The following is a 25,397-nucleotide window of genomic DNA, read 5'->3' as shown; positions in this document are numbered from 1 at the left end:
GCAAACGTCTGCTCGACATGGCAAAATCGGCAGTATGTCTGAACTGAATCCGACCCCCGACAAGCGCGCACGCAAGAAGCGCAACATCGTCGTCATCGTTGCCGTCATCCTGCTCGTCCTCGCCCTTGTCAGCGCGTTCGGATGGCCCGGCTGGGCGCTGCGCCGCACCGACACGACCACCGACACCACCTCGCAGCAGCTCGTCTCGGCCTCGCCCACGGTGTCGGCGTCCGCGTTGCCGTCCGACGCCAGCTCGCTCGTCTCCTCGCTGCCGAAAAGCGTCGGCGCTTTCGCGCGGCAGGACGTGACCGCCACGCAGAACTGGGCGAGCGCCGATCCGATCGAGGAATACACCGTCACCTATTCGAACGGCGATTCCTCGCAGGACGTGACGCTTGTTTTCGCGCAGTGGTCGTCGGCGGACGACGCCACCCAGGAGTACGGCCTGCTCAAGGATTCGCTCAACGGCATGGCGCAGGCGCACGGGAATGTGAAGGTGGATGGCGAGACGACTGGCCAGTACATCGTCATGACCGATGGCGATACGAATCCCACCGACGGCACGGCGTCCACGGCTCTGTGGCGCAATGACACGGTGGTGTTCATGGCGACGGGCGCGTATGCGTCGGTCAACGGGTTCTATTCCGCGTTCCCGATGTGAGGCCGTTGCGCGGGCGCGCGCGGCGCGGCGTATGCGGTTTTTCCCGGAAAAACCGCCGGAAAATACGATTCTCCCGCTTGTGCGTCCGATATTGGTAGTACACTTAGGCAAGTTGGCATCGTGAACCAAGTTTATTGAACGGAGGCTGAGATGGGTTCGGTCATCAAGAAGCGCCGCAAGCGGATGAGCAAGAAGAAGCACCGCAAACTGCTGCGTAAGACTCGCCACCAGCGCAAGTAGTCTTTCGCACTCGCATGCTCTGCTTATAAGCTTATTGGCGAGTAGCCAGGCCCCTCCTTCGAGGGGCTTTTTCTTTACCCACGATTCGCCCTCCGTTCGCCTCCGGAATGTGGAACGCCCTGGGAATGTGGAACGCCCTGGGAATGCGGAACGCCCCGGCCGTCGCTTCATAACAATGTGGTGGGGTGCCCGCCTCTGGTGTGCCCACCGCTCCGATGTATGAAAAACGCCGGCCGGCCCGCGATGAGGCGGGCGCGGCCGGCGCATTGGCTGGCGTCGCTTGGTCAGCGTCGCTTGATCAGCGGCGCTTGGTCAACGGCGCTTGTCGGGCGTCACTTGGCGGACACGGCATACCAGCCGATATTCTCGTCGTTCCAGCCGTAGCCAAGCAACTGGGCGCGTTCGTTGCCGTCCGCGGTGAACAGGTGTCCGAACTGGAAGGCGTTCGGGTTATACACGCGGTACACCGGCGTGGAGCCGCCCGAGTACCAGCCGATGCCTTCGTCCTTCCACCCGTACTGGCCGATCAGCGTGTCGCGCTCGTTCGTGTCGAGCGTGTAGTGGTGCTCGCCCGTGTTCGGGTTATAGAGACGATAGACCGCATCGCCTTGCGCGGGCGCCACCCAGGAGACGTCCTCGCCCTGCCAGCCGCGGTCGCACAGAGTCTTGTACTCGTTCATGTCTCCCGTGAAGAAATGCTCTCCCGAATTCGGGTTGTACAGACGGTACATGTTCTGCGTGGCGGGCTTGGCGGCGACGGTCACCGTGGCGCTGACGGGCATGCCGTCCGCGGTGCCGTTCACGGTGAACGTCGTGGTCTGGCCGATGACGCCCGCATAAGCAGATGCGTCGATGTCATCCCACTCGATCGCCGCATTCGCGGTATCGCCGTTGGAATACGTGACGGTGGCCGTCGCAGGGAGGCTCGGTGCCACGCCGGCATCGGTGGAAACCACCGCGATTGCGGACGTCGTGCCGTCGATCACGGCGCTGGTAGGCGTGGCGCGCTGCACAGTCACCGTGGCGGTGAGATCCGTGCCGGACGCATGGCCGGTCACGCTCACCGTCTGGTCGGCGTCGGCCGAGCCATGGTAGGAGGAGTCGGGCGTGGCATCCCACTGGATCGTCACGGGGACCACGGTTCCGTCGGAATACGTGGCGTCGGCCGTCTCGGGAAGCGCCGGACGGGTGCCCGCGGGCGTGGTGACGGTTGTTGTGGTGGAATCCGTGCCGTGGAACGTCACGCTGACCAGATACGCGTCGGTCACGGTCACATGCGCGGTGAGGGCGGTGCCCGGCAGCGCGGTCACGTGGCCGGTCACGTCGAATTCGGCACCGGCCTTCGCATACTGCGAGGCGGTCACGTCACCCCATGTGATGTCGGCGGCACGCGTGTCGCCGTTCGAATAGGTGACCGTGGCGGTGCCGGGCAGACCGGGCCTGATGCCGGCGGGCGTCGACACCGCGGACTCGGCGGTGCCGTCGTCGAACGCCACCTTCGTGGCCGTCGGAGGCGTCACCATGACGGCCGCGCTCACCGTCAGCGACGTGCCGTCCACCGTGCCGTTGGCCTGGAAAGTCGTGTTCCCGTCGATCGAGCCGTGGTAGGAGGACTCGGGGATGGCGTCCCATGTAATCTGCGTATCGCGCGTGTCACCGTTGGAATAGGTGACGGTGGCCGTGCCAGGCAGCGCCGGTGCGGTACCGGCGGCCGTGGTGACGGCGGCCTGGGCGGAATCCGAGCCCTTGATGACGGCGCTCGACGGCGTGGCTCGGCGCACGGTGACGGTGGCCGTGAGGGTCTGGCCCGAGGCCGTGCCGGTCAGCGTGTATGAGGTGTCGGCGTCGATGGAGCCGTGGTATTTGCTCGGATCCGTAGCATTCCACGCGATGGCGGCGTCGCGCGTGTCGCCGTTCGAGTAGGTCAGCTCGGCGTTCGCCGGGAGCGCAGGCGCTGTGCCCGCGTCGGTGGACACAGTCGTCTCGGTCGAGTCGGTGCCAGGGAAGGTGACGGAGGTGAGCGTCGCCTGCTGCACGGTGACGTCGGCGGTGAGCTGGAAACCCTTGTGGGACGTCGTCATCGTGAACGACGTGTCGCCGTCGGGCGAACCGTGGTACTGCGAGGCGTCGGGGTCGGGCCAGGTGAGCTCGACGAGCTCCTTCTTCCCGTTGGAATACGATTCAACCGCTGACGTGGAGGGGCTCGGCTTGACACCGGCCTTCGTGGTCACCGACGTCGAGGTGACGACGCTGTCGGTCTTGAAGGACACGGACTGCAGCGTCGCCTGCCTGACGGTGACGATGGCCGTGACAGGCAGACCGTCGACGGTGCCCTTCACGGTGAACTGCGTGTCGGCGGTGGTGGAGCCCATGTAATCCGAGCGCTTCACGGCATCCCACGTCACGGCCTTGCCGGTGTCGGTCCGGATCGTGGCGCCTGTGGAATCGGTGTAGGTCACCGTCGCGGTCTTGGCCTTGAGCAGGCTCGTCGGATCGGTGCCCGCGTCAATCGTGAGCGAGGTGGAGGGGCTCGACGTGCCGTCGAATACCACGGACGCCGGGATGGCATCCTGCACGGTGACGGTGGCGGTGGCCTTCGTCGTGGTTCCGGAGCCCAGGTTCACGATGCCGTTGACCGTGAAGGTGCCGGCCTTCGCGTAGGAGGACGCCGGGATAGAGTCCCACGTCACGCTTTCGGTGGACGGGTCGCCGTAGCTCCAGTTCACCGTAACCGTGGACGGCAGCGACGGGGCGATGCCGCTTGTTGTGGACGCCGTGACCGCATTCACCGTGGAGACGGTGATCGGGCGGACGGTGATGTTGGCGTTGACGGTCTGCTTCGTGTCGACGCCGTCGGCATCGTAGACCTCGCCGGGAACGGAGAAGTCGGTGGACTTCAGATGCTGGCCGTTCGTGGCGCCGTCGGGGATGGACCACTTGAGAGTGCCTCCCGGCACGATTTCGCCGTTCGTGTAGGTGATCGATGTCAGGGTCGGCAGCACGGTCGACAGATCCGTGCCCGGGTCGACTGTCAGGTTCGTCGAGGACGACGTATTGGCCACCTTGATTCCGGCGGGTTTAACCGTTACCGCGATGCTTGTCGACAGATCCTTGTTCGCCACGGAATCGTGGACCGTTCCGGACATAGTGTAGGAGCCGCCCTTGCGGTTCTTCCACGTGGTGTTGGAATCATCCCACGTCACGTTGGCCGTGCCGGTCGTACCGTCGGAATACGTGACGGACACCGTCGACGGAGCGGAGGCCTTCGGATCGGTGCCGGACTCCACGGTGATGCCCGCCGGCGCCGTCACGGAGCCAATCGTCTTCACCAGGGAGATATACGCGTTGACGTCATTGAGATAATCCGTGGCGGATTCGGTGTAGCGGGCGTAGGTGGACTTGCCGTTGTACACGAGGTCGAGGTCCATGCCCTCGGTTTTTGTGCGGCTCCAGCCCATGATATTGGTCACAGTCTCGTTGCCTTTGGAATCCCAGGAGTACCGTTGCCCGATCACTGCCTGCTTCGGAGTCGAATAATTCACGGCATAGGCGCCCACGGTATGCGGGGAGTAGCTGAATGTGTAGGTGCTTGAGTTCTCCCGCTTGTCGGTCATGGTGAGATAGTGGCCGAGGACGGCGGTTTTCGACTGCGCGTCGAAATCCGATTTCTCGCTGTACCAGCCCTTGATGCCCATCGTGGTATCGGTGGATGAGGCGTACTTGTCCGTGGGCTGCTCGCCGTCTTGCCATGATTCGCCGGCCCATGCCAGGTTCTCGAAGGGATAGATGTCATTGGTGTCGCTGTTGTAAGCCTGGCCGTGGTTTGCGGCATGGTCGCCCGCCGTCGCGCCATAGTTGGTGTTGTTTTCGGTCAGGGCCACGTAGGTGTCGGAGGTACGGATCTCGCCGAGCTTGGCAGTGCTCGGGCAATTGGCCACGTAAGTGCCGTTCGACGCCTTGGAATCCATGTCATGGCGGCACGGCTCGGTGCCGGAATGTTCGGAACGCCACTTGTTATAACGGACCAGGTATTCGGCGCCCATCTTCAGGTTCGGCAGACTCGTGGCATCGCCGTCGCCGCCAATGTTCTTGGTCTCCGGAAGCTTGGAATTCTTAAGGATATTCGCCGCATCCTTGGCGGTGTTCCTCATAAAATCGCTGGTGCCGTTCTCCGCGCGCCACATAAAGAAGCCATACGAGGACTGCTTCTCGGTGAGCGACAGGCTTTCCCACGCGCTCGCGGCCGACGCCGTGGGTGCGACCGTCGCGGCAACGACGATGCTTCCCGCCAGCGCCATCGCGATCGCCGCGAGGCAGGCGACGAATCGTCTGCCTATGCGCCGGTGTGCTGTGGCTTTCATAGGTGTCTCCTTCCCCCAAGGGAGCGCGTACCCACGGAGTCGCCCGCCCGATCCGGATCGAAACCCTTCTCGAACCGGAGCGCCATCGCGGGACGCTTTCCCTCATTACCTCAGTGTCGGTACCGTCTCGGTTCGGAACCTCGACGGCTCGGCGGCCGCTCTTCCCTGCGATCCGCCTTATGAATAGACATGACATCTCAATCATAACCGCGCGACACTCCGAAGGATTTTCTCGTGCCCGCATTCGAACGCCGAAGCACAAAGCGCATGAAAAAACAAAAACAAGGGGGAGGCCGAACTCGACCTCCCCTAGGAATCGTGGAAAATCCGCTGAAATCAGCGGGAATCCGCTTACTTATTCGGATTCGTCAGCACGCGCGGACCTGCCGGATCGCCGACGATAACCTGGTCCACCATGTTGAGGAACAGGCCGTGCTCCACCACGCCCACGGTGTGGATGAGGTCCTCGGCCAGCTCCTGCGGATGGTCGATGCGCTCGAGGTGCAGATCCACCACATAGTCGTTCTCGTCGGTCAGCACCGGCTTGCCCTCGGCGTCGAGGCGCAGCGTCGGCTTGTAGCCCTTCGCCTCGAACTTGCGGATCACCTGGCCGTTGCCGAAGGGGATGACCTCCACCGGAAGCGGGAACTTGCCGATCGTGTCGACCACCTTGGACTGGTCCACGATCCACACCACCTTGTTGGAGTTGATCGCCACGATCTTCTCCCACAGCAGCGCCGCGCCGCCGCCCTTGATGCCGTTGAAGTTCTTGTCCACCTCGTCGGCGCCGTCGATGGTGATGTCGATATGGTCCACGTCGTCGATGTTCACGATCTTGATGCCGTAGCCCTCGGCCTGCTCCTGCGTGCGGCGCGACGTCGTGACGCCCGTGAACTTGAGGCCCTCCTCCTGCACTCGGCGGCCGAGCTCGTCCACGAGGAAGCGCACGGTCGAACCGGTGCCGAGGCCGGCGATCATGCCGTCCTGGATGAGCTTCGCGGCCTCGATGCCGGCGGCCTTCTTAAGCCTGTCCTGTTCTGCCTTGTCCATTGTTCTCCTTAATCATCGCGGGGCGTTCGTCGCCCCGACGTGTTGTATGCCGTGTCGTATGCGCCGCGCCGTCCGGAACGGCGTCAAGCGGTTCTAGAACAGCGTGCCTTGGGTTTTATTATTCCCCGTGGTGTCGTCAAGACGTCGCACGGCGGTCTCGAGCCGGGCGGCGGCGCGTTCGTAGCGTCCGGTGGCGGCGTCGAGGCGTTCGGAGGCCTCGAGAAGGCGGCGTGTCGCGGCATCCATGACGCGTACGAGGTTGGCGACGGAGTTGTCCGGCGATTCCCCCGCCGGCATGCTCGCGCGCGAGGCGGAAGCTGTGCGCGAGGCGGAACCCGTGTGCGTCGACGAAGCCGTACGCGCGGCCGATGCTGCCCGTGTCGCGCCCGCGCCTTGGACCGGCGGTGCGGGAACGGAGCCCGCCGCATGGGCCGGTGTATGCGGCGCCGCGGCGTGCGCGGGCGTATGTCGCGCCGATGATGACGATGCCGACGATGACGATGCCGCGGCCGAAGACGCCGACGGCGCTGTCGCCGCGCCCGCCCTCGATTCCGCCCCTGCCCTGGAAGCCGGGCCGGCTGCGCGCCGGGAGCCAGCCCCGCTCCGGGCCCACGACGGCGCCGGAACATGCTCCGCACCCTCCGGCGTGCTCGCGATGGTGCGACTCACCGAGGCGATGCCCGTTTCCAACGCGGCGCGGACATCGTCGGGAACGCGCAGGTTCGCGGCGTACGGGCTGGCGATGAGATCGTGCCATCCCTCGATCGGCAGATAACCGGGCGTGCCGTGTTGTTTGCACTGTTCGGCGTATCCGCGCGCCAGCGTGTCGCATTTCTCGTTGAACTCGTCGCCAGCATGGCCTTTGACCCATGAGAATTTCACGGCGCCTTCGCGGTGTGAGATCTCGTAGTCGATGGCCTTGATGATGGTGGCGTTCTTCACCGGCTGCTTCTGCGAATTATGCCAGCCGTTGCGCTTCCAGCCGCGCAGCCACTTGGTGGAGCAGTTGATGGCGTACTGGGAGTCGCTTTCGATGACGAGCGTATCGGCGCACCGATGTGTGCGCAACGCCTGGAGCACGGCGCACAGCTCGCCGATCTGGTTCGTGCCGTTCGCAGCCCCGCCGGCGTCGCACCGGCCGCCCTCGTGGTCCGCCCAGGCCCATCCCATGGCGCCGTTCGGGTTGCCGAGCGCGCTGCCATCCGTAGAAACCGTAATCGTAGACATGTCTGCCATGATATCCGCAGGCCGCTATCCGTTCGCGCGCGGCGCAAGAGGCCACGATTCGTCTTCCCCATGGCGGCCCTGGCACGCATGACACGCCGGACACGCCGCGGAACTCGCCCTTCGCCAACATTTCAAAGAAGACTTCTTGCTTGGGATTTCCCGGGTGTTACGATGGAATGCACGAGATGACTTTGGCCGTTCGAAGCGGAATCGACATTCCGTCTCGAACGCAACATTGGAACGGAATGCCGCCCGCGCCGTCGATGACGACGGTCCGCGGAGACGTATGGGAAGAGCCGGCTATCTGCTATCCGTCCCTTTCCATATGCCCATATGCGTTCCCATGGGGGGCCATGAGCGGCATCGCCGTTCCATCGCATAACTGAACCGCAGGGTGTTTTCGATTGTCGGTCCGGCCGCCGAGAGAGCGGCGGGACGATGGCGAGGGCTTCGCGCTTTCGCATCGGAAACGCCACAGTCACGGGCATTCGTACGGACGCCCGCACAGCCAGGGTAGCTGAATGAAGGGAGGTGGCTTCCATGGTTCGACTGGAACGATTCACTCGTGGCGCGGAAGCACCGCGCCTTCGGGATGTGCCCCGACGTGTGCCTGGCATGTCCGGTGTGCCCGGCGTGCACGATACGTCTGGTGCGTCCGGCGTAGCCCGCCGTGCCTCCGTCGCTGTCTGCGCCCGCAAGATCGTCGCGGCTATCGTCGTGACGCTTTTCGTCTGCATCCCGCTCGTCGCCGTCTCGCCCATGGGCGTGCACCCGGCGTATGCGGCCGACTCCTCCGTCGATGCCTCCGACAATGGCATGGCGATAACGCTGTTCGACTATTCAGACCAGCGCAGCTACCGACGGGGGTGGGGATGGGGATACAGCCTGACCAAGCCATCCATCAATGACAACGGCCATGCCTTGCTGTTCGGCGACCACTCCGGTACGGACAAGCAGTGGAACGGTGTCATAACGGACACCGACTGCCTCGACCATTCGTCCGGGCGGGACTACGACTGGAACTGTGCAACCGGAGGACCCGTGTATGCGGGCATCGTCGAGAACGCACTCGGTTCCGACGGGTATCCGACGCTGGACCCGGACGTCACAGGCAGCACCGAAAGCCTGGCCTACCTATTCGGCGGCGCCAGCGACGTGGCAGTCACCTCCTATCCGGTGGCCGGCGGTTTTCTCAAGCGCGGCACGGACGGCTACTATCGGTTCGACAGCGGTACGCAGGACGCGAGGTACGACCCCTCGACCCAGCGCATGACGCTGACGGATATCCCGGCCGGCGGTTCGAGCCGTGTGCGGGAGTTCACTCCTCTCGACAACGTAGCGCCCCACTCCTCTTACCAAGCGCGCGGCATGTCCATGTCGGGCGGATTCTATATGCCCGACGGAGGCAAGACCGACGGCGAGGACATGATCTTCGACTTCTCCGGCGATGATGACGTGTGGGTTTTCGTGGATGGCGTGCTTGCGCTCGACATGGGCGGCATCCGCGGCGGTAGCAGCTCCGAGCGTCGCGGCGGCACCATCGATTTCACGACGGGCGCCATCACCTACGACCAGCCCGATGCGGACTGGTGGGCCGTCTCGCATGCGACGACGCTTTGGGAGGCGTTCTCCCGGGTGGGCAAGACGTGGGATCCCACGCCGTACAAGAAGCACACGCTGTCGCTGTTCTACCTGGAGCGCGGCAGAGGCGGTTCGAACTGCTTCATGCGCTTCAACATGCCGACGCTGCCGAGCGGAACCCTTGAAATCGCCAAGAAGGTGACGTTCGGCGATGCCGTGCCGGTGGACGAGACGCGGTTCGGCTTCGCCGCGTTCATCAACTACGACCCCGATGTTTCCACGGCTTTCGAACGCTTCACCGGTTCCTATGACGTCATCGACGCATCGGGGGCCACGGTGTCGAGCGGCGTGAGTGCCGCGGACGGAACCATCTGGCTGGCGGGCGGCCAGACTGCGCGCCTGACCGCCCCGCCCGGCGAGACCATCCATGTGACGAGCAAGTATTACGTCACGGAGCTGGGTGACTGGAGCGCCGCGTATTCCACCACGGTGCAAGGCAGGTCTCTGACGCGCGATGCGCTGGGGTTGACGACGCCGACCTATGTGGTCGATGATGTCTCCCATCTGCAGGTCGACAATGCCGTCATTTCGGCGAATGTGTTCGACGCGACGCTGGAGAAGAAATGCATCGACTGCCCGTCCGATGCGCAGTTCACCCTACTCGCCCTCATCGGGGCGACTCCGTTTTCCGGCTCCTATGACCTCGTGCTGCCCGACGGCTCCACGCAGAGTCTTACGACGACGAACGGGCTTGTGACGCTCGGTGTGGGTCAGAAGGCGCTGATCCACCGCATCGTTGGAGGGAACGGCGTCACCGTGCGCGAGGTCAACTCCGACGGAAGCGCTTTCAATGACGGAAGCTACCTCGCCCCGACCTATGTGATGGCCGGCGGCGCCCTTGACGGCGCCGCCTCCACGCCTGCCGACGGGGGAGTGACGGGCACAGCGAAACGCGCCCCGTCCCTCGCCGCGGGCGACGCTCTGTCGGTGGTGGTGACGAATCGTGCGAAGGCGGTTTCCATCACCAACTTCCCGACGGTGCGCGTCACCGTGAGCGGAGACAAGGGATGGGCGGCCGGCGATGCCTTCGTGCTGCGTCTCGTGCCCGTCGCGTCCGATGATGGTGTGGACGAGGCATACGGCAACCCGATGCCGTCGTCCTGCTCGGGAGCCACGTCCGCGAACCCGTGCCAGATCACGGTGGCGAAGGATGCATCGTCGGGTCCCGGGGCAAGCGTGACCGGAACCTTCGGACGCATCGCGTTCTCCGTGCCAGGGCTCTACCGCTACCGCGTCACCGAGGTCGCCGGCGCCGGTTCCGGCTCCTCCGCCTACAGCTATTCGAAGGCGTCGTATCTTGTGGTGGTCTCCGTGGAAGCCACCGATGACGCGTCCTCGACGCTGGAGGCGGACCTCACGGCCTGGCGCACGGCCGACGACATGGGGCAGGAAAGGTACGACTTCGTGGCGTGGAAGATAAACGTCACCGATGCATCGTTCGCCGTTCTCGACTTCACCAATACGGATGCCGTGACGGCGGCGCTTCCCCTGACGGGATCTCGATCGGGCCTCGAGAGACTGATCGTCATCGGGGCGATGCTCGCGATGGCGCTGCTGCTGGGCGTCGTGCTCGCCATCATGCAACGGGTGGCGGAAAGGAGGGAGCGTGATGAAGAACCGTGATGCGTAGCCGTGCGATGACATCGGCCCCGCAGGTCGCCCCGTCATCGCCGACGGATCCATGGCAGGCCTGCGCGCACGGCGCATGTACCGCGCATACCGCGCGGGGCGTCGACAGACAACAGATAACGAACCCGTATGGGACCGGGCCGGCACCGCCGGTCCGGGGGAAGAGAATAAGGAGATTACGATGACCAGGACACGTAAGCTCATCGCCGCGCTGGTGGCGATGATGACAGTGGTGGGAATGGCCTTCATGACGATGCTGCCCGCGAGGCCGGCGCTTGCCGATCCCACGGACACCAGCGGCATCACCGTCGTCAACGCGCAGCCGGGGCATACGTACAGCGCGTATCGCTTCGCGACGTTTTCGAATGTCAAGGCCGCCTCGACCGACACGATCGCGTCCATGGACGTGACAACCGTTCCCGGGCCGTCCGAGGATAACAACCAGCGCTGGGTGTACAAGCTGCACACCGCCTGCATGTACGGCAACGACAGCGTGAAGGCCAAGTGGAGCGACGCCTACGGCGAGAACCCCGCCGCCTTCATGGCGACGCTGACGGGCGACGAACTCGCCTCGGTGGCCGCCATGCTGTCTTTGCCCGAGGGCCTGGCGCCCAACGGCTCGGCGACAGTGCCAGGGGACGCCGCCCAGGACCTGACGATTCCGAAGCTGCCCGAGGGATGGTACGTCATCAAGGACAGCGGCACCGACAAGCTCGCCATCGTGGCGACGCCCATCACCTCGAACGGCACCATCTACACCAAGTTCCTCATCGACGAGGGAACCGGCCAGAGCGCCATCGCCGACACGCTGGGCCGCTTCTACGCCAAGGCGGAGGAGGCTCAGTCCAAGCCGCATAAAGAGGTCTACTCCGACGCCGCCCACACGAATGCCGACGATCTGGCGAACTTCAGCATCGGCGACACGCTGTACTACACGATCGATACGCGGATCTCGCCCCACGCCGCCAACTACAATGACTACACTTTCGTCATCATGGACCAGGCCTCGCGCGGCCTGACGCTCAACCCGACGGCTATGAAGGTCATGTTCGCCGATGCCGCGATCACCTCGGACACCGAGGCCTCGGCCGCGACGCTGACCAACGGCGCCGACTACTCGTGGAACGTCTCCACCGCGGCCGACAAGACCACGACGATGACGATCACGATCACGTCGCCGAAGGCGCTCGCCGGCAAGTATCTGCGCGTGGCTTACCCGGCAACGATTAACGCCGACATCGTTAAGGCGGGAACCTACACGTCCACGTCCACGGACGCCGCGACCAGTAAGACAAGCGACACGACCGAAGACCTCGCAGCGAACAAGGCGTATAACTCCGCCCGCGTCAACGCCAATGGCCAGGGATGGACCGACAAGTGGGACACCACGGTGTTCACGGGTTCCATCTCGTTCACGAAGGTGGGTGTGGGGGCTGACACGGCCCTGGCCGACGTCACCTTCAACCTGTTCCGCGGCGACAGCGCCAAGCAGTCTGACACCAACAAGCCGCTGACCTTCGACAAAGTGATGGACGGCGACAAAGTGGTGGACGGCGAGTACAACTACAACCCGTCAGGAAAGGTCACCAACCTTGTGACCGATGCCAACGGCAAGATCACGGTCAACGGCCTGGCGGCGAACGAGGTGCCGAATCCGAAGGTACAGGCCGCCCCCTACACCTTCAAGGAGACATCGACCAACACGGCGAAGGGCTACGCGCAGTCGATCCTGGCCACCTTCACGGTGGACCATGCGATCGGCGACAACGGCGACGTGACGAACACTCTCAGCTCGACCAAGAACAACACGCTGGGCCTCGCCACGATCTCCCCGGACGGCGCCATCACGGTCAAGAACGTGAAGAACGTCACGCAGCTGCCGCTGACCGGCGCCGCGGGCGTGGTGTTGTTCACGTTCCTCGCCCTCGTCATCGCGGGTATCGCGGTCACGCTGACGGTGACCTACCGCCGTGCGCGCAAGGGACTCGAGGAGTAGGGCCCGGGAAGTCACCTGAGTCCGTTTCCGGGTTCACCGATGCGAAGAGGCCGACATGATCCGGCGTTCCGATAGTGACCGCCCCGATGCCGTTGCAGGCACTGGGGCGGCGCTTCGCATGCCGGAGAACGCCGGTATCCGAGGCGGCACTGTGGGGGCCGGCGACATTGCGGGGTCCGGAGACACTGTGGGGGGTGACGGCACCGGGGAATCCGGCACCATGAGAAATGATGGCGGTGCCGCCGCCCCGGATTTCGATTCGCTGATCGTCGACCTTCCGCATCGCCGCCGCCAGCGTCGCCTGCGCCGGTATCTGCGCCTGCTGCGAATGCTGATCGTGCTGCTCGTCGCCGCCTCGCTCATACTCGGTCTGTATCCGGTGTTCCTTCAGATGCAATCGGCGAAGGAACTGGCAGACGTGGCCGACAATGCGCAGACCGAGGTCTCGCGGTGGCCCACCGACCGCGTGAAGCAGATGCTTGCCGACGCCCAGGCGTATAACGAACGCCTCGCGCGCTCCGGCCAGCCGCAGATCGGCAGCACGAGCGCCCTGTCCGGCGTCGGAAGCGCCACGGCGTCCGCCGATTCCGCCGCAGATGCCGGCACCGCTGCCTCCGACCCCACACCCGATATGAACGACACCAGCAACGGCTCGTCCTATGCCGACTACCTGTCGCTTCTCGACGCCGGCGACGGCGTCATGGCCACCGTGCGCGTGCCGTCGATCAGCGTGGACCTGCCCGTTTACCACGGCACCTCCGACCGTGTGCTCGCCGTGGGGGCCGGGCATCTGTACGGCACGTCGCTGCCCGTCGGCGGCCCGTCCACGCATACGGTGATCACGGGGCACCGCGGTCTGACCGACGCGGAGATGTTCACCCGTCTCAACGAGATGCGCAAGGGTGACTCGATGTACCTCGAGGTGCTGGGGGAGACGCTGGCCTATCAGGTCGACGCCATCTGGATCATCAATCCCGACGACACCTCGCTTCTGCGCGTCACGCCCGGCGAGGACCGGCTGACGCTCATGACCTGCACACCGTACGGGGTGAACACGCAGCGCCTGCTCGTCAGCGGGCACCGCGTGGAGTATCCGGGCGCCGCGCCCGATCCGACGACAGTATGGGACGAGCGCAAGGGGCTGATGGTCGCGATTGCGGCGATTGGCGTCGTGACGGTGGCGGTGTTGCTGGTTGAGGTGCGGCGCGGGCGTTGGTATCCGCGGCGCCATTGGCGCGAGACGTGATGCGCGGCGCGACACGCTGAACTATCCGGTGCCACATGCCGCCGATGACGCGTCATCGTCGTATACAATGGCAACAAGGATGTGTCGTCGTCGGAGGAATCCTATGATAGGCGTATCACCGGGGGTCATCCATCGAAGGGGTATCCGCAGACATCACGCGCCGGGCGCATGTTCGTCGTCTGATAACACGGGCCGCGTCGTCGGGGCTCCGCCGTCATATGCGAAACATCCCGAAAGGACAATCGTGGAAGCTTTTCAGGATTCCGGCCAGCCGGATGACCATCTATCGTCGGGCGTCGCGCACGGCAACGACGCCGCGCCATCGCCCACGTCGGACACCGCCGACGCGTCCAGCAGCACCGAGGCGCGCACCGCCTCTCTATTCGCCGCCGTCGCTGGCAGGCATGACGGCTCGCATTCGCGCAAGGGAGCGGCGGAACGCAAGGCCTCGGCGGCCTCCGTGGCCTTCTCTTCCGCCGAACCGGCAGACTCCTTCGAGCAGAGCTGGTACGTCTGGCATGCCGCGCACATCGATGCGCTGGCCTCGCCGCACGGCTATCTGTCTCCCGTCGCCCTCACATGGCTGTCCTCGGGAGACAGCGCAGAGGTCCCGTTGTTCCCCGGAACCTGGCATGCGCAGGACGACACCATCGTGTATGAACCCGACGCGCACCATTTGGTGATGAACGCCGGGCGTACCGTGGCGCGGCCGATGTCGTTCACCGCGCGCAACAAAGGCGAGAACGACCTCGCCGACTTCGACTACGGCGACCTGCGCGTCGAGGTGCGCTCGCTGCCGGGCGCGTTCATCGGCGGCGCGCCCCGCTTCTGGCTGCGCCTGAAGAACCCGCATTCCATCACGCGCCGCCGTTTCTTCGGCGTGCCGCATTACCGGCCCAACCCCGACTGGGTGCTGCCTGCGCATTTCACTCCGTGCGATAAGGCGCGGGTCACGCGCCAGGAATCCGTGGAACCATCCGTGTTCCAGCTGCTGCCGGTTATCGGCACCGTGGACTTCGAGTACCGGGGCGCCGGGTATTCGCTGGAGGTGGTCGATGACCACGGCACGCCCACTGTGTTCTTCGCCGACGCCACAAGCGGGCACGAGACCTACGGCAACGGCCGCATCCTCGAATTCGGGCAGGCGGCCGCCTGCGCCATCGACCGGATCGACTTCAACCGCGCCTACAACTTCCCGTGCGCCTTCACTCCGTACTGCACCTGCCCCGTGCCGCGGCGCGAGAATCGTCTGCCGTTCCACGTCACCGCGGGCGAGCGCACGCCTTTCGAGGCGCAGGAGGCGTAGAACGAGATAAGGCGGATGGTGGTGTGAGCGTACCCCGGCGCCTCTGCCTCCGTCGTCTTCCTTCGCGGGGGCGTGCGGGGCGCGGGGGCGTGCGGGGCGCCCCGCCCCGTCGGCGTCCGCCCGGGCACATTGGCCGGACACGCCGTGGCGATATGGGTCATTCAGCGGCGCACAAGGTATGGCTTGGTACGATGGGACGTAACGCGTGGATTCCATGGAGCCGGATCGTGGATGATTCGGGGATCTCCGCGTGTACGTACACAAGGCATAAAAGGAGAATCATGGCTACAACCGAGGCAAGCGCCGTCACCATGGATGTCAGGCCGGGCGCGCACCAGTACATTCGCGCGAATGGCGCGGTCAAGCACCTTGCAGAATACATCGCCAAGGATTACCGCCAGCCGTGCGTCATCACCGGCGAGGCATCGTGGGAGGCCTTCCAGGAGGCGGGCGGCACCCTGCCCGACGGAACCGAGGTGCTGCATTATGACGGCACCGTCACCTACCGCAATATGGACGAGCTGACCGAGAAGGTGCTCGACGCGGAGGCCGACGTCATTGTCGCCATCGGAGGCGGACGCCTGCTCGACACCGCCAAGGGCGTGCACCACAACATGAACCTGCCGATCGTCACCGTCCCCACCATCGCCGCCACCTGCGCCGCGTCCTCGTCCGTCGTCATTGTGTATGACGAGAACGGCAAGCGCATCGCCGGCATGCCGCTGCGCCACGGCGCCGAGCTCGTCGTCGCCGATCCGACGATCATCGCGGCCGCGCCCGAGCGCTACCTCGTGGGCGGCATCGGCGACACGCTCGCCAAGTGGTACGAGGCCGAGGGCATTCAGAGGCATCTGACCGACCCGGAGCCCGCCGACGCGCTGGGCCTGGCCGCCGCGAAGGTGACGCGCGACTTCCTTGTGCGCGAGAGCGGCGAGGCGCTCGCCTCCGTGCGCAATGGCGTGGCGGACGAGAAGCTCGGGCATATGGTGGACGTGATTGTGCATATTGCCTCGTGCGTGGGAGGATTCGCCGGCACGAACGGCCGCGTGTCCGGCGCGCACGCCGTGCATAACGGCCTGACCGCGTGCCCGGAGACACATGTGTCGACGCACGGGCAGAAGGTGGCGTACGGCATTCTCGTGCAGCTCGCCGCGCAGAACGAGTGGGACGAGTTCGACCGTCTCCTGCCGATCTACCGCGAGATCGGGCTGCCGTGCACCTTCGCCGAGGTGGGCGCCGAACCGACCGACGAGAACCTGTGGAAGGTGGCCGTGATCGCGGGCGGGCCCGAGTCCTTCTTCCGCGGAGCCGTGCATGATATCACCGAGCAGAAGGTGGTGGATTGCATCCGCGCCGTCGATGCCAGGGCTTCCAAGGCTTCTCGGTAGGGTGGCCGCGACACTTTTCGCTGGAACGCTGCAAATGTAGGCTGTTTTTGGGGTAAAAAACGGCGTATTCCAGCGAAAAGTGTTGCGTCTCCATGCAAGAAGCGGGGAAAGTGATGCTGCATAGGGCGCTGGTCCGTGCCGAGGAGCGGCAGACCCTTGCATGGGCCGAAGATAACTCCGAAAGGAGTTATCTTCGGCGCAACATGCTTGCGGGACGGCTCGTCACCCCGCTGCCGCATATGTATGCGATCGCCGAAGAATGGCGGAAACTCGGCATTGAACAGCGCATTACGGTGATTCTGCGCTCCGTTGCCCTGAAAAATCCCCGGTGCACGTTGTGTTCGCTCAGCGCGGCGTGGATGCTTGGGCTCACGGATGACGTATCGCTGCAACGCAAGGTTCATGTCCTGGTGCCCCGTGGCGTGTCGATGAGGAGCGGCGGCGACGCGGTGCAGAGGCATGAGTCGATCGGGGATTCGCATGGGTGCGTGGAAATCGACGGGGTGCACGTGCCAAGCGTCGAACGGGTGCTGCTGGACTGTGCTCGGGATCTGCGCTTTTGCGACTCGCTTCCCATCTGGGAGATGGCGTACAGACGTGACCTGACGTCACCCGGGCGCATGCAGGAGTACCTGGAGTCATTCTCCGGGCCATACAAGGGAATCCGCGCCGCGCGGCTTGTGTGGCGTTATGCAAATGGGCATTGCGAGAACGGTGGCGAGTCCAAGGCGCATGCAGCGATTCTCCAGCTGGGCTTTGTCGACCCCGAGATTCAGGTTCCGTTCGTCAACCCTCTGACGCACCGTGAGATCCGCCCAGATTTTCTGTGGCGTGTGAAGAAAGGCTTGTTGATTGCGGGCGAGCTCGATGGTATGCGCAAATACAAGGACGAGGCCATGCGCAATGGGCGGGATGTGGAGGAGGTGCTGGTGCGTGAGAAGGACCGGGAGACGGCGCTGAATTCCCTGGGTGTTCTCGTCGTGCGGTTTCATATGGGCGATGTGCGGCATCCGCAGGAATTGCGCCGGAAACTCAGTCTTATTGGTGTGCCGCGTGTTTTCGGAGCCGAGCTGAAGCGGCGCGAGCGGCTGGAGAAGCTGGGGAACGAGGACTATTACGGCCGGTCCATGCTGTTTTAATGTTGGGAATGCCGACGTTTTTCGCTGGAATGGCGCGGGAACCGACTGGTTTGTAGCCGAGAAACGAAGCATTCCAGCGAAAAGTGTCAGTGTCAGGCTAGCTGCCAGGCAAGCACGGCTTGCGGCACCGGCGCGGATGTAACGCGGCGACGGGCGATGGGAAGGAGAAGCGCGCCTATTCCACGAAGGATTCCGTCGGATTCGTCTTCGCCGCCTGGACGCGCTTGTTGATGAGGTCGGCCACCTTCATGGAGTCGACGTTCTCCTTGCCGGAGCGCAGGGCGTCGGCAAGGTGGTTGATCTCGTCGATGGTCAGCGCGGTGTAGGCGGTGCCGGACTGGATGAGCCCGTAATGGGCGAGCTCCGAGAGATAGGCCTTGACTCGCGTCTGGTTGTCGTCTGACAGCATATGGAATCCCTTCTCGTACAGACGGTTCCCGCGTCGCGTTCCAGGATGGGTGAGATGGACGGAACGCGCAGAGCCGCGGGGCAGCATGGTACCGCAATGGCGGACGCTATGTTCAAGTATGGCACAGCCTCCGCCCGAAGGCATGGACCTGCCGGGCGTTTCGCCATCGGTTTTCGTTATGGCGTCTTGCACCGCGGCCTCCCGTCAGAATACGCTGACGCGGTCTAGGCGTCGCCATCAGCGTTGCCGGAAGCGCCATCGCTGTCGGAAGCACCGGCGTCGCCGGAAACGGTACTGTCATCATCGGCATCCTCGCCGGAAGCGGCGTCCTGCATCTCCCTCTCCGCCCGGGCGCGTTGACGCTTCTCCTTCTCCAGACGCCATACCTCGTGTTTGATGTATCGCATCAGTTCGTCGGTGCCGCCGGGAATGGGGGACTGGCGCAACGAGTCGTCCCGCGCATCGGCGATGGCATTGACCATCGCATCGATGTCCAACGCCTCGATTGCTTCCAGCGCCTGTTTGGTGGAATGCGTCCCCTCCAGCACCGCGGACTGGATGAGCTCGTACAGAGACGAGTACCAGCGCAGATTCCGCGTGCGGGTGTGCGTGTCGAAATGCGCGGACGCCGTCACCGTGATGCCACGCCGTGCGGTGAATTCGTCGATTTTGCGCGTCACGGCGGCGAAAACGGCTTCGTTGTAACCCATCCGGCGGTTCGGATTCACGGTTTCCAGGTCATCGAAGGATGTGGCAGTGGCGTCGGTGGTGTCGGAGCTGGTGCTGGTGTCGGAGTTGGCATCGGTGGCATCGGTGGCCTCGACGTCGGTGTCAGCGCCAGCGGGAGCGGCGCCGGCCTCCGCGGCATCGGCAGATGCGGTGCCGGCCTCCGCGGCGCCACCGTCGATCATTTCCGAGCAATAGGGGTTGATGTCCACCGTCCGGTTCCCGTAGCGCCTGTACAGCACGGTGGGGAACGGGACTTCCTCGAGCGGCGCCCCGGCCGGGTGCTTCCAGTCCTTGATCGCGTCCAGCACCTGTTCCTGCAGGACGCTCTGGGGGACGTGCTCCCTCCGGCAGATCGACTGCCCGAGGATATCCGCGATGCGCTCGAGCCACACGACGTAATGCCGCAGGCACAGGCGGTATTGCTCCGGCTGACCGGTGGCGGTGTCGAGATAGGGGGCCAGCGAATAGGTGCCTTCCTCGTAGCAGTTATCGAATTCCCATTCGCAGCCGTGGCTGCCGCCGTCGTCATCATCGAGCGGCGGCAGGTCGATGTCGTCGAAATCCGGCGTGGCGGTGGTCTCCACGATGGACACGCCGGTGGAGGCGGTGGGGGTCGCCGGGGATGCGGCGGAGGTGGATGTGGCTGTGGTGGACGGCGCTGCGGTCGGCGCGGCCGCGGCGTCGGTGATGGATGTGGTGTCGACGATGGGGATTGTGGAAAATGCTGTTGCCATGATGCGCTCCTTACGCGGTGAAGACGGGACTGTGAGAATGGGACCGTGAGAATGGGACTGTGAAGACGGATACGCGATGCGCGAATCAGGCGTGCTCCTCGCGGATCCGCTTGATCTCCTGGCGGTAGTCGTCGTATGCCTGGGGCGGGCCGCCCGCCTGCGACGCGGCGGATGTCAGCAGCGCGACGAGGAATCGTTCCGTCGCCACCGCCTCGCGGCACAGCGTCATCTGGTCGACGTCGCGCGTCATGTCGGTGTACGCGGGGTTGGACGCGCCCCAGCGCGGCAGACAGTAGGTGCGGATGTCGAGCGTGCCGCCGGGCATGCCGTCGGAGGGGAAGATGCGCCATTCCAGCGTCATGCCGGTAGGCACGGGCATGGCAAGGCCGGATTCCCTCTCGCACAGCACCAGGCAGTCGGGTGCTGTGCGGCCGGGTGTCGGCTCAGTGAGCAGGAGATTCGTTTCGTCGAGAATCGATCGGAACATGCAATGCGACGAACTTCCCCAGCTGACTCCTCCTTCGGAAACCGCGGGGTCGCCCGCGGTCGGCGTGCTGACGGCGAGGCGGTTGACGAAATCGCCTGCATTGTAAAAATTTGGCTCGTTGTTCGACGCACGCCGGAACCGTCGCGTTGAGCAGTACACGTAGTCGTCGATGCGGCTTCGGATCAGCGGGTAATCGTAGAACGGCATGCCGTTGAGCTTTCCGTTGCTCAGTGCGTCGTCAATCCTTTCGCCGCCGCTGTCGATCCAGAACGCCTCGAGGCGCGGGCCGTCGGATTCGTCCCACTCGTCGCAGTGCATGATGTCGATGGCCGCGCGAAGGTCGTCCATGGTGCGGATATGACGATGGCCGAACTGATGGCTTTGCGCGGGGTCGGTGGAATCGATGGCAGCGGCGGTAGTGGCGGGGGTATCCGCGAAGTCCTCGTCGTTCTCGTCCTCGTCATCGTCGTCCTCGTCGTCGACGGAGACGCTCTGGTTGATCCAATCCTCCCCTTCCTCGGGCGTGATGCCGTGGCGGCGCTCGCGCTGCGCGGCGGCGATGGCGGAGACAGGCGTCTCGACGAATTCGCCGGACCGCCCGTCGCTCACAGCGGCCGGGGTGCCGGAGGCGTCGGAGCCGTTGCCTGTGCCCGATGCATCGCCGGGCGCCGACGTGGTGTCCGAAGCCGTGTCGGCGGTTGTCTCCTGGTCGGGCACGGCGTCCTCCGCCGAATCGTCATTCGACGAATCGTTGGGCTTGTTCATATGTCTCCCTTTCCGCACGATGCCTTGCACCGTGCCTGTCGTGCGCTCGAACGCGTTCGCCGCGGGGCCTCGGAGAGCGCGGTCGATCCGTTGGCGAAAACACCGGTCCCCAAGGTCCGGGTGGCCAAACCGTCGGCGACCCTTCGGAACCAATGGCTCCGCTGTGCGAATCGTTGCGAATCGTTGTGAATCGGAATCCCCATGCGGCGCGTTCGTGCGCTGCCTTTGTTGATTGTTCTGTTGTTCTTTCGTTATGGCCCGCGCCTCCGATGGCGCCGGCCTTGGAAGTCCCCTCTGGTAAAGAACTTGATGCCCCTAGTGTAAATCCATTTTTCAAACCCTCCAAATGACCAGTATTTAAGCCAAAATCGCCGGTTCTCGCCGAGGCGCGGAGCGTGTTATGGCGGTCGAGGGTGCATGATTGTGCACCCTGGGCGGGGGTTGGGGTGTTGTGGGGTGGTGTTGGGCGGGGTAATGCGGGTCGAGGGTGCACGATGGTGCACCTTGGGCGGCGGTTAGTGTGCGGGAAGGGCCGTGGGGATAGGGTAATGCGGGTCGAGGGTGCACGATGGTGCGCCTTCGGTGGCGGTTAGAAACGAGCTGACTGAGGGGGAATAGCAAAGGGCTCCGCACCAAATAATGGTGCGGAGCCCTTGGAATCGTTTGCCGGCCCGCGAGCCGGCCCTATACCAGACTCAGCGGTCGGAGATCTCCGAGCCGATCACTTTCTCGCTCAGCGCCTTGGATCCGCGCGTCACGGCCACGGCGCCGGAGCGCACGAGCTCGATCACGCCGTAATGCTGGAGCAGGTCCATGAGGGCGTCGATCTTGCCCTGCGAGCCGGTGGCTTCGATCGTGAGCGCCTCGGTGTTCACATCCACCACATGCGCGCGGAACATGCGCACGAGCTCGAGCACATCGGAACGGTTCGACACGTCGGCCGCCACCTTGATGAGCACGAGTTCGCGCTCGACGGTGGTGGAGGGGTCGAGCTCCACGATCTTAAGCACATGCAGCAGCTTGTTGAGCTGCTTGATGATCTGCTCGAGCGGAGCCTGCTCCACGCGTGCGGTGACGGTGATGCGCGAGATTTCGGGGCGCTCCGTCGGCGACACGGTCAGGGAGTCGATGTTGAAAGACCGGCGGGCGAACAGGCCGGACACGCGGGCGAGCACGCCCGGACGGTTCTCCACAAGCACGGAGAGGGTGTGGCGCTGGGCGCCGGGTTGCGATGCAGGATAAGCTGCCATGTCAAATTCTCCTCGTAAGACTCAAGACTCACTAGCTGGACTGACTCAGAATCCCTCGGGCGACAGCGTCGCCTTCGCGGCGGCCTCGGAGTTGTCGAGCGGATGGATGCCCTGGCGGTAGGCCACGGAATCGTTGGACGCACCGGCCGGGACCATCGGCCACACCATGGCGTCCTGCCACACGCGGAAGTCGATAAGCACCGTGCGGTCGTTCGTCTCGTTCGCGGTCTTGATGGCGGCGAGCGCCTCCTCCTTGGTGGTGGCGCGCAGGCCGAGGCAGCCGTAGGCCTCGGCGAGCTTGACGAAGTCGGGGATGTTCACGTATCCGGACTTGCCCGGCGTCTCATCGGCGTCCGGCTCGCCGTCGTGCAGAATCGTGGCGGAGTAGTGCTGGTTGAAGAACAGCGTCTGCCACTGGCGCACCATGCCGTACACGGAGTTGTTGAGGATGGCGATCTTGAGCGGCGTGCCGTCGAGCGTCGCCGCGGCCAGCTCCTCGCTCGTCATCTGGAAGCTGCCGTCGCCGTCGACGAGCCACACGGGGTGCTTGCCGTCGAAGTCGCGCTGCGAGCCGACCATGGCGCCGAGGGCGGCGGGCAGGCCGTAGCCCATGGTGCCGGAGCCGCCGGAGGAGATCCAGGAATTCGGCTTCTCGAAGTCGATGAGCTGGCTCGCCCACATCTGGTGCTGGCCCACGCCGGACACCCAGATGGTGTTGGGGTCGGCGGCCTTGCTCAGCTGCGACACGACCCACTGCGGCGACAGCGTGCCGTCGGTCGGCTGGTCTTCGGGGCGGTCGTAGCTGGTGGGGTACTCGGTGCGCAGCTTGGTGAGCGCGTCCCACCACGGCTTGAGGTCGTGCGTGCCGTTCTGCGCCTGCGACTCGCGGATGGCGGGGATGAGGTCGTCCAGGACGGTGGCCACGTCGCCCACGATGGGCACGTCGACGGCGCGGTTCTTGCCGATTTCGGCCGGGTCGATGTCGATATGGATGACGCGGGCGGTCGGCGCGAAGGCGGCGAGCTTGCCGGTCACGCGGTCGTCGAAGCGGGCGCCGATGGCGACGAGCAGGTCGCAGCGCTGCACGGCGCCGGTTGCGGCGATCGTGCCGTGCATGCCGAGCATGCCGAGCATATGCGGGTCGGAGTCGGGGATGATGCCGCGCGCGTTGAGCGTGGTGACGACCGGCGCGCCCGTGATCTCGGCGAGTTCCTTGACCTGCTTGGAGGCGTGGGAGCGCATGGCGCCGCCGCCGACGTACAGCACGGGGCGGAAGGACTGCGAGAACAGCTTGGCGGCGTTCTCGAGCACTCGGCCGTGCGCCTTGGTGGTGGGGGCGTAGCCGGGCAGCATGAGGCGCTGCGGCCATGTGTAGTACATCTCGCCGGTCTGCGCGGTTTTCGACAGGTCGATCACCACGGGGCCGGGGCGGCCGGTGGTGGCGATGTAATAGGCCTCGGCCACGACGCGCGGCACGTCCTGTGCGCGCGTGACGAGGTAGGAGTGCTTGGTGACCGGGTAGGTGATGCCGACGGTATCGGCTTCCTGGAAGGCGTCGGTGCCGATGGCGTTCACGCCGACCTGGCCGGTGATGGCGATCATCGGAATCGAGTCCATGTTCGCGTCGGCGATGGCGGTCACGAGGTTCGTGGCGGCGGGGCCGGAGGTCACGATGCACACGCCGCAGCGCCCGGTGGCGACGGCGTATCCCTCGGCGGCGTGGCCCGCGGCCTGTTCGTGGCGGGTGAGCACGAAACGGAACTTCGTATCGTCCTTGATGGCGTCATAGACAGGCAGGATCGCGCCGCCGGGAATGCCGAAGACATCCTTGACGCCCAGATCCTCCAGCGCGCGGACCAGCGCCTGCGCGCCCGTCATCTTCTCGCCGGTGGTCGGCGCATCGTCGTTCTGTGCGGTTCCCTTCGGGACTCCGCTGAATGCCTGCAATGGAGTGGGCCTAGCCATGTCGTCCTCTCAAATCATGAATGGATGCGCGGGGGAGCGGGTCGGATACGCCGCCGGTGCGTGTGGCACGGGCGTGGCGCTCTGACGGAACCCCTTCGGCGCATGGAGCGGCCGTGCCGCGGGACGACGGCTGCTGTGGTGCGTCGCGTGCGTGGCACGAAGCCGGCGGGGGCGTCCGATTTCGTCGTGGTCATCGGCCGCCGGTATCGCCGGTATCCGTTCGTGACGGATGTGTGTATTGAACATACTAGCGTTTCGCGGAGGTTTCGTGCGACGATTCGGCCATATGCGCACCGCCGCGATGCCGCCGCGGAAGCATCGCACGAAACTCAGGCGGCGTCGTTCTCCTGCGCCGCAAGCCGCTTCCAGCCCTTCTCGGCGGCCGCGAGCTGCGCCTTGCGCTTGCTCGTGCCCGTGGCGATGCCGATCGGCTCGGTTTCGTCGCCGAGGAACGCGCTGGCCGTGAAAACCGGGCGTTCCGCCGGCCCCGTCACCTTCATGCGGTACGTCACCTCGCCGCGGCCCATCTCATGCGCCTTGACGGTCAGCGACGTCTTCCAATCGAGGGCCGGGCCCTCGGTGGTTTTCTCCGCAAGCGTGTCGTCGATGAGGCGGTGCACGGTTTTGCGCGCGCCCTCGATGCCGTGCTCGAGGAACACCGAGCCGATCAGCGACTCCACGATGTCGCACTGGATCGACGGCTTGTCGGCGCCGCCGCTGCTGCGCTCGCCGCGTCCCAGAAGGATGAACGGCTGGATATGCAGGCGCGTGCTCGCGACATGCGACAGCGATTCCTCCGACACGGCGGCCGCGCGGATCTTCGCCATCTGGCCTTCGGTGAAGTCCGGGTGCTTGGTGAACAGCGTTTCGGTCACGACGAGTTCGAGCACCGCGTCGCCGAGGAATTCGAGGCGCTCGTAGTTCTCGGCGCCGGGGTTCTCGTTTGAGAACGAGCGGTGGGTGAGGGCCGTGACGAGCAGTTCGGGGCTGATGGTGTTGCCCAGCTCTCGGAACAGCTCGTGCGTGGCCGGGGGGAGTTCGACCATCGTGTGGTCGTTGATCTTATGAAGTGCCATGGTGACTTTCGTTTGGGGTGTGTTTACGGTGTGTGCGGCGCGCTGCGGTGTGTGCGGCGCGCTGCGGTGTGTGCGGCGCGCTGCGGTGTGTGCGGCGC

General features: G+C 64.9%; 17 protein-coding genes. 8 read left to right on the top strand and 9 right to left on the bottom strand.

The features are described 5' to 3' along the window. The first annotated feature begins 34 nt into the window (after positions 1–34). Together PSRA_RS03670 and PSRA_RS03665 are read left to right on the top strand one after the other, a co-directional pair. Positions 35–661, top strand: a complete 627-nt coding sequence (locus tag PSRA_RS03670) for a hypothetical protein (protein ID WP_094660549.1) — start codon at positions 35–37, stop codon at positions 659–661. A 150-nt stretch (positions 662–811) separates the two neighbouring features. Beyond that, positions 812–901: a 30S ribosomal protein bS22 gene (locus PSRA_RS03665; protein ID WP_004268639.1), complete on the top strand. Its 90-nt coding sequence runs from the start codon at positions 812–814 to the stop codon at positions 899–901. Between the two features lie 332 nt (positions 902–1,233). Here PSRA_RS03665 and PSRA_RS03660 read toward each other — a convergent pair whose 3' ends face one another. The 3 genes from PSRA_RS03660 to PSRA_RS03650 form a co-directional block, all read right to left on the bottom strand. Continuing rightward, positions 1,234–5,262 (bottom strand): Ig-like domain-containing protein, encoded by a 4,029-nt coding sequence (locus tag PSRA_RS03660; protein WP_094660548.1) that lies wholly within the window; start codon positions 5,260–5,262, stop codon positions 1,234–1,236. 351 nt (positions 5,263–5,613) lie between these two features. Next, the gene (rpiA, locus tag PSRA_RS03655; RefSeq protein ID WP_094660547.1) at positions 5,614–6,312 is read right to left on the bottom strand and encodes a ribose-5-phosphate isomerase RpiA; all 699 of its coding nucleotides are present in this window, start codon (positions 6,310–6,312) and stop codon (positions 5,614–5,616) included. Positions 6,313–6,405: 93 nt separating this feature from the next. Further along, a complete protein-coding gene (locus tag PSRA_RS03650) occupies positions 6,406–7,548 on the bottom strand; it encodes a ribonuclease H family protein (protein ID WP_094660546.1) in 1,143 nt (380 codons plus the stop codon). Between the two features lie 606 nt (positions 7,549–8,154). Here PSRA_RS03650 and PSRA_RS03645 point away from each other — a divergent pair. From PSRA_RS03645 to PSRA_RS03620, 6 genes are all read left to right on the top strand, one after another. Beyond that, positions 8,155–10,803 carry a Spy0128 family protein gene (locus PSRA_RS03645; RefSeq protein WP_245834879.1) on the top strand — a complete coding sequence of 883 codons (2,649 nt, stop codon included), beginning with the start codon at positions 8,155–8,157 and terminating at the stop codon, positions 10,801–10,803. A 187-nt stretch (positions 10,804–10,990) separates the two neighbouring features. After that, positions 10,991–12,805 (top strand): isopeptide-forming domain-containing fimbrial protein, encoded by a 1,815-nt coding sequence (locus PSRA_RS03640; protein ID WP_158216311.1) that lies wholly within the window; start codon positions 10,991–10,993, stop codon positions 12,803–12,805. A gap of 220 nt (positions 12,806–13,025) precedes the next feature. After that, positions 13,026–14,051 (top strand): class C sortase, encoded by a 1,026-nt coding sequence (locus PSRA_RS03635; RefSeq protein WP_158216310.1) that lies wholly within the window; start codon positions 13,026–13,028, stop codon positions 14,049–14,051. Positions 14,052–14,295: 244 nt separating this feature from the next. Beyond that, positions 14,296–15,357, top strand: coding sequence for a DUF1684 domain-containing protein (locus PSRA_RS03630; RefSeq protein WP_158216309.1), 1,062 nt, complete (start codon positions 14,296–14,298; stop codon positions 15,355–15,357). Between the two features lie 281 nt (positions 15,358–15,638). Next, the gene (locus PSRA_RS03625; RefSeq protein WP_158216308.1) at positions 15,639–16,745 is read left to right on the top strand and encodes an iron-containing alcohol dehydrogenase family protein; all 1,107 of its coding nucleotides are present in this window, start codon (positions 15,639–15,641) and stop codon (positions 16,743–16,745) included. Positions 16,746–16,837: 92 nt separating this feature from the next. Then, complete coding sequence (locus PSRA_RS03620; protein WP_143516316.1) at positions 16,838–17,884, top strand: hypothetical protein; 1,047 nt, start codon at positions 16,838–16,840, stop codon at positions 17,882–17,884. Positions 17,885–18,059: 175 nt separating this feature from the next. Here the strand turns inward: PSRA_RS03620 and PSRA_RS03615 are convergent, their stop codons facing one another. From PSRA_RS03615 to rnc, 6 genes are all read right to left on the bottom strand, one after another. Then, positions 18,060–18,293 (bottom strand): hypothetical protein, encoded by a 234-nt coding sequence (locus tag PSRA_RS03615; RefSeq protein ID WP_094660539.1) that lies wholly within the window; start codon positions 18,291–18,293, stop codon positions 18,060–18,062. Positions 18,294–18,517: 224 nt separating this feature from the next. Then, positions 18,518–19,756: a hypothetical protein gene (locus PSRA_RS03610; RefSeq protein ID WP_094660538.1), complete on the bottom strand. Its 1,239-nt coding sequence runs from the start codon at positions 19,754–19,756 to the stop codon at positions 18,518–18,520. Between the two features lie 85 nt (positions 19,757–19,841). Beyond that, positions 19,842–21,008, bottom strand: coding sequence for a hypothetical protein (locus PSRA_RS03605; protein WP_094660537.1), 1,167 nt, complete (start codon positions 21,006–21,008; stop codon positions 19,842–19,844). Between the two features lie 695 nt (positions 21,009–21,703). After that, positions 21,704–22,258, bottom strand: a complete 555-nt coding sequence (gene ilvN, locus PSRA_RS03600; protein WP_094660536.1) for an acetolactate synthase small subunit — start codon at positions 22,256–22,258, stop codon at positions 21,704–21,706. A 45-nt stretch (positions 22,259–22,303) separates the two neighbouring features. After that, a complete protein-coding gene (locus tag PSRA_RS03595) occupies positions 22,304–24,223 on the bottom strand; it encodes an acetolactate synthase large subunit (protein WP_094660535.1) in 1,920 nt (639 codons plus the stop codon). 329 nt (positions 24,224–24,552) lie between these two features. Continuing rightward, positions 24,553–25,269: a ribonuclease III gene (gene rnc, locus PSRA_RS03590; protein ID WP_245834878.1), complete on the bottom strand. Its 717-nt coding sequence runs from the start codon at positions 25,267–25,269 to the stop codon at positions 24,553–24,555. Between the last annotated feature and the right edge of the window lie 128 nt (positions 25,270–25,397).

This window comes from Pseudoscardovia radai (genome assembly GCF_002259605.1).
Classification (GTDB): Bacteria; Actinomycetota; Actinomycetes; order Actinomycetales; family Bifidobacteriaceae; genus Pseudoscardovia; species Pseudoscardovia radai.
The sequence above is the reverse complement of the archived record's forward strand: the minus strand, read 5'-3'. Positions and strand labels throughout refer to the sequence as shown.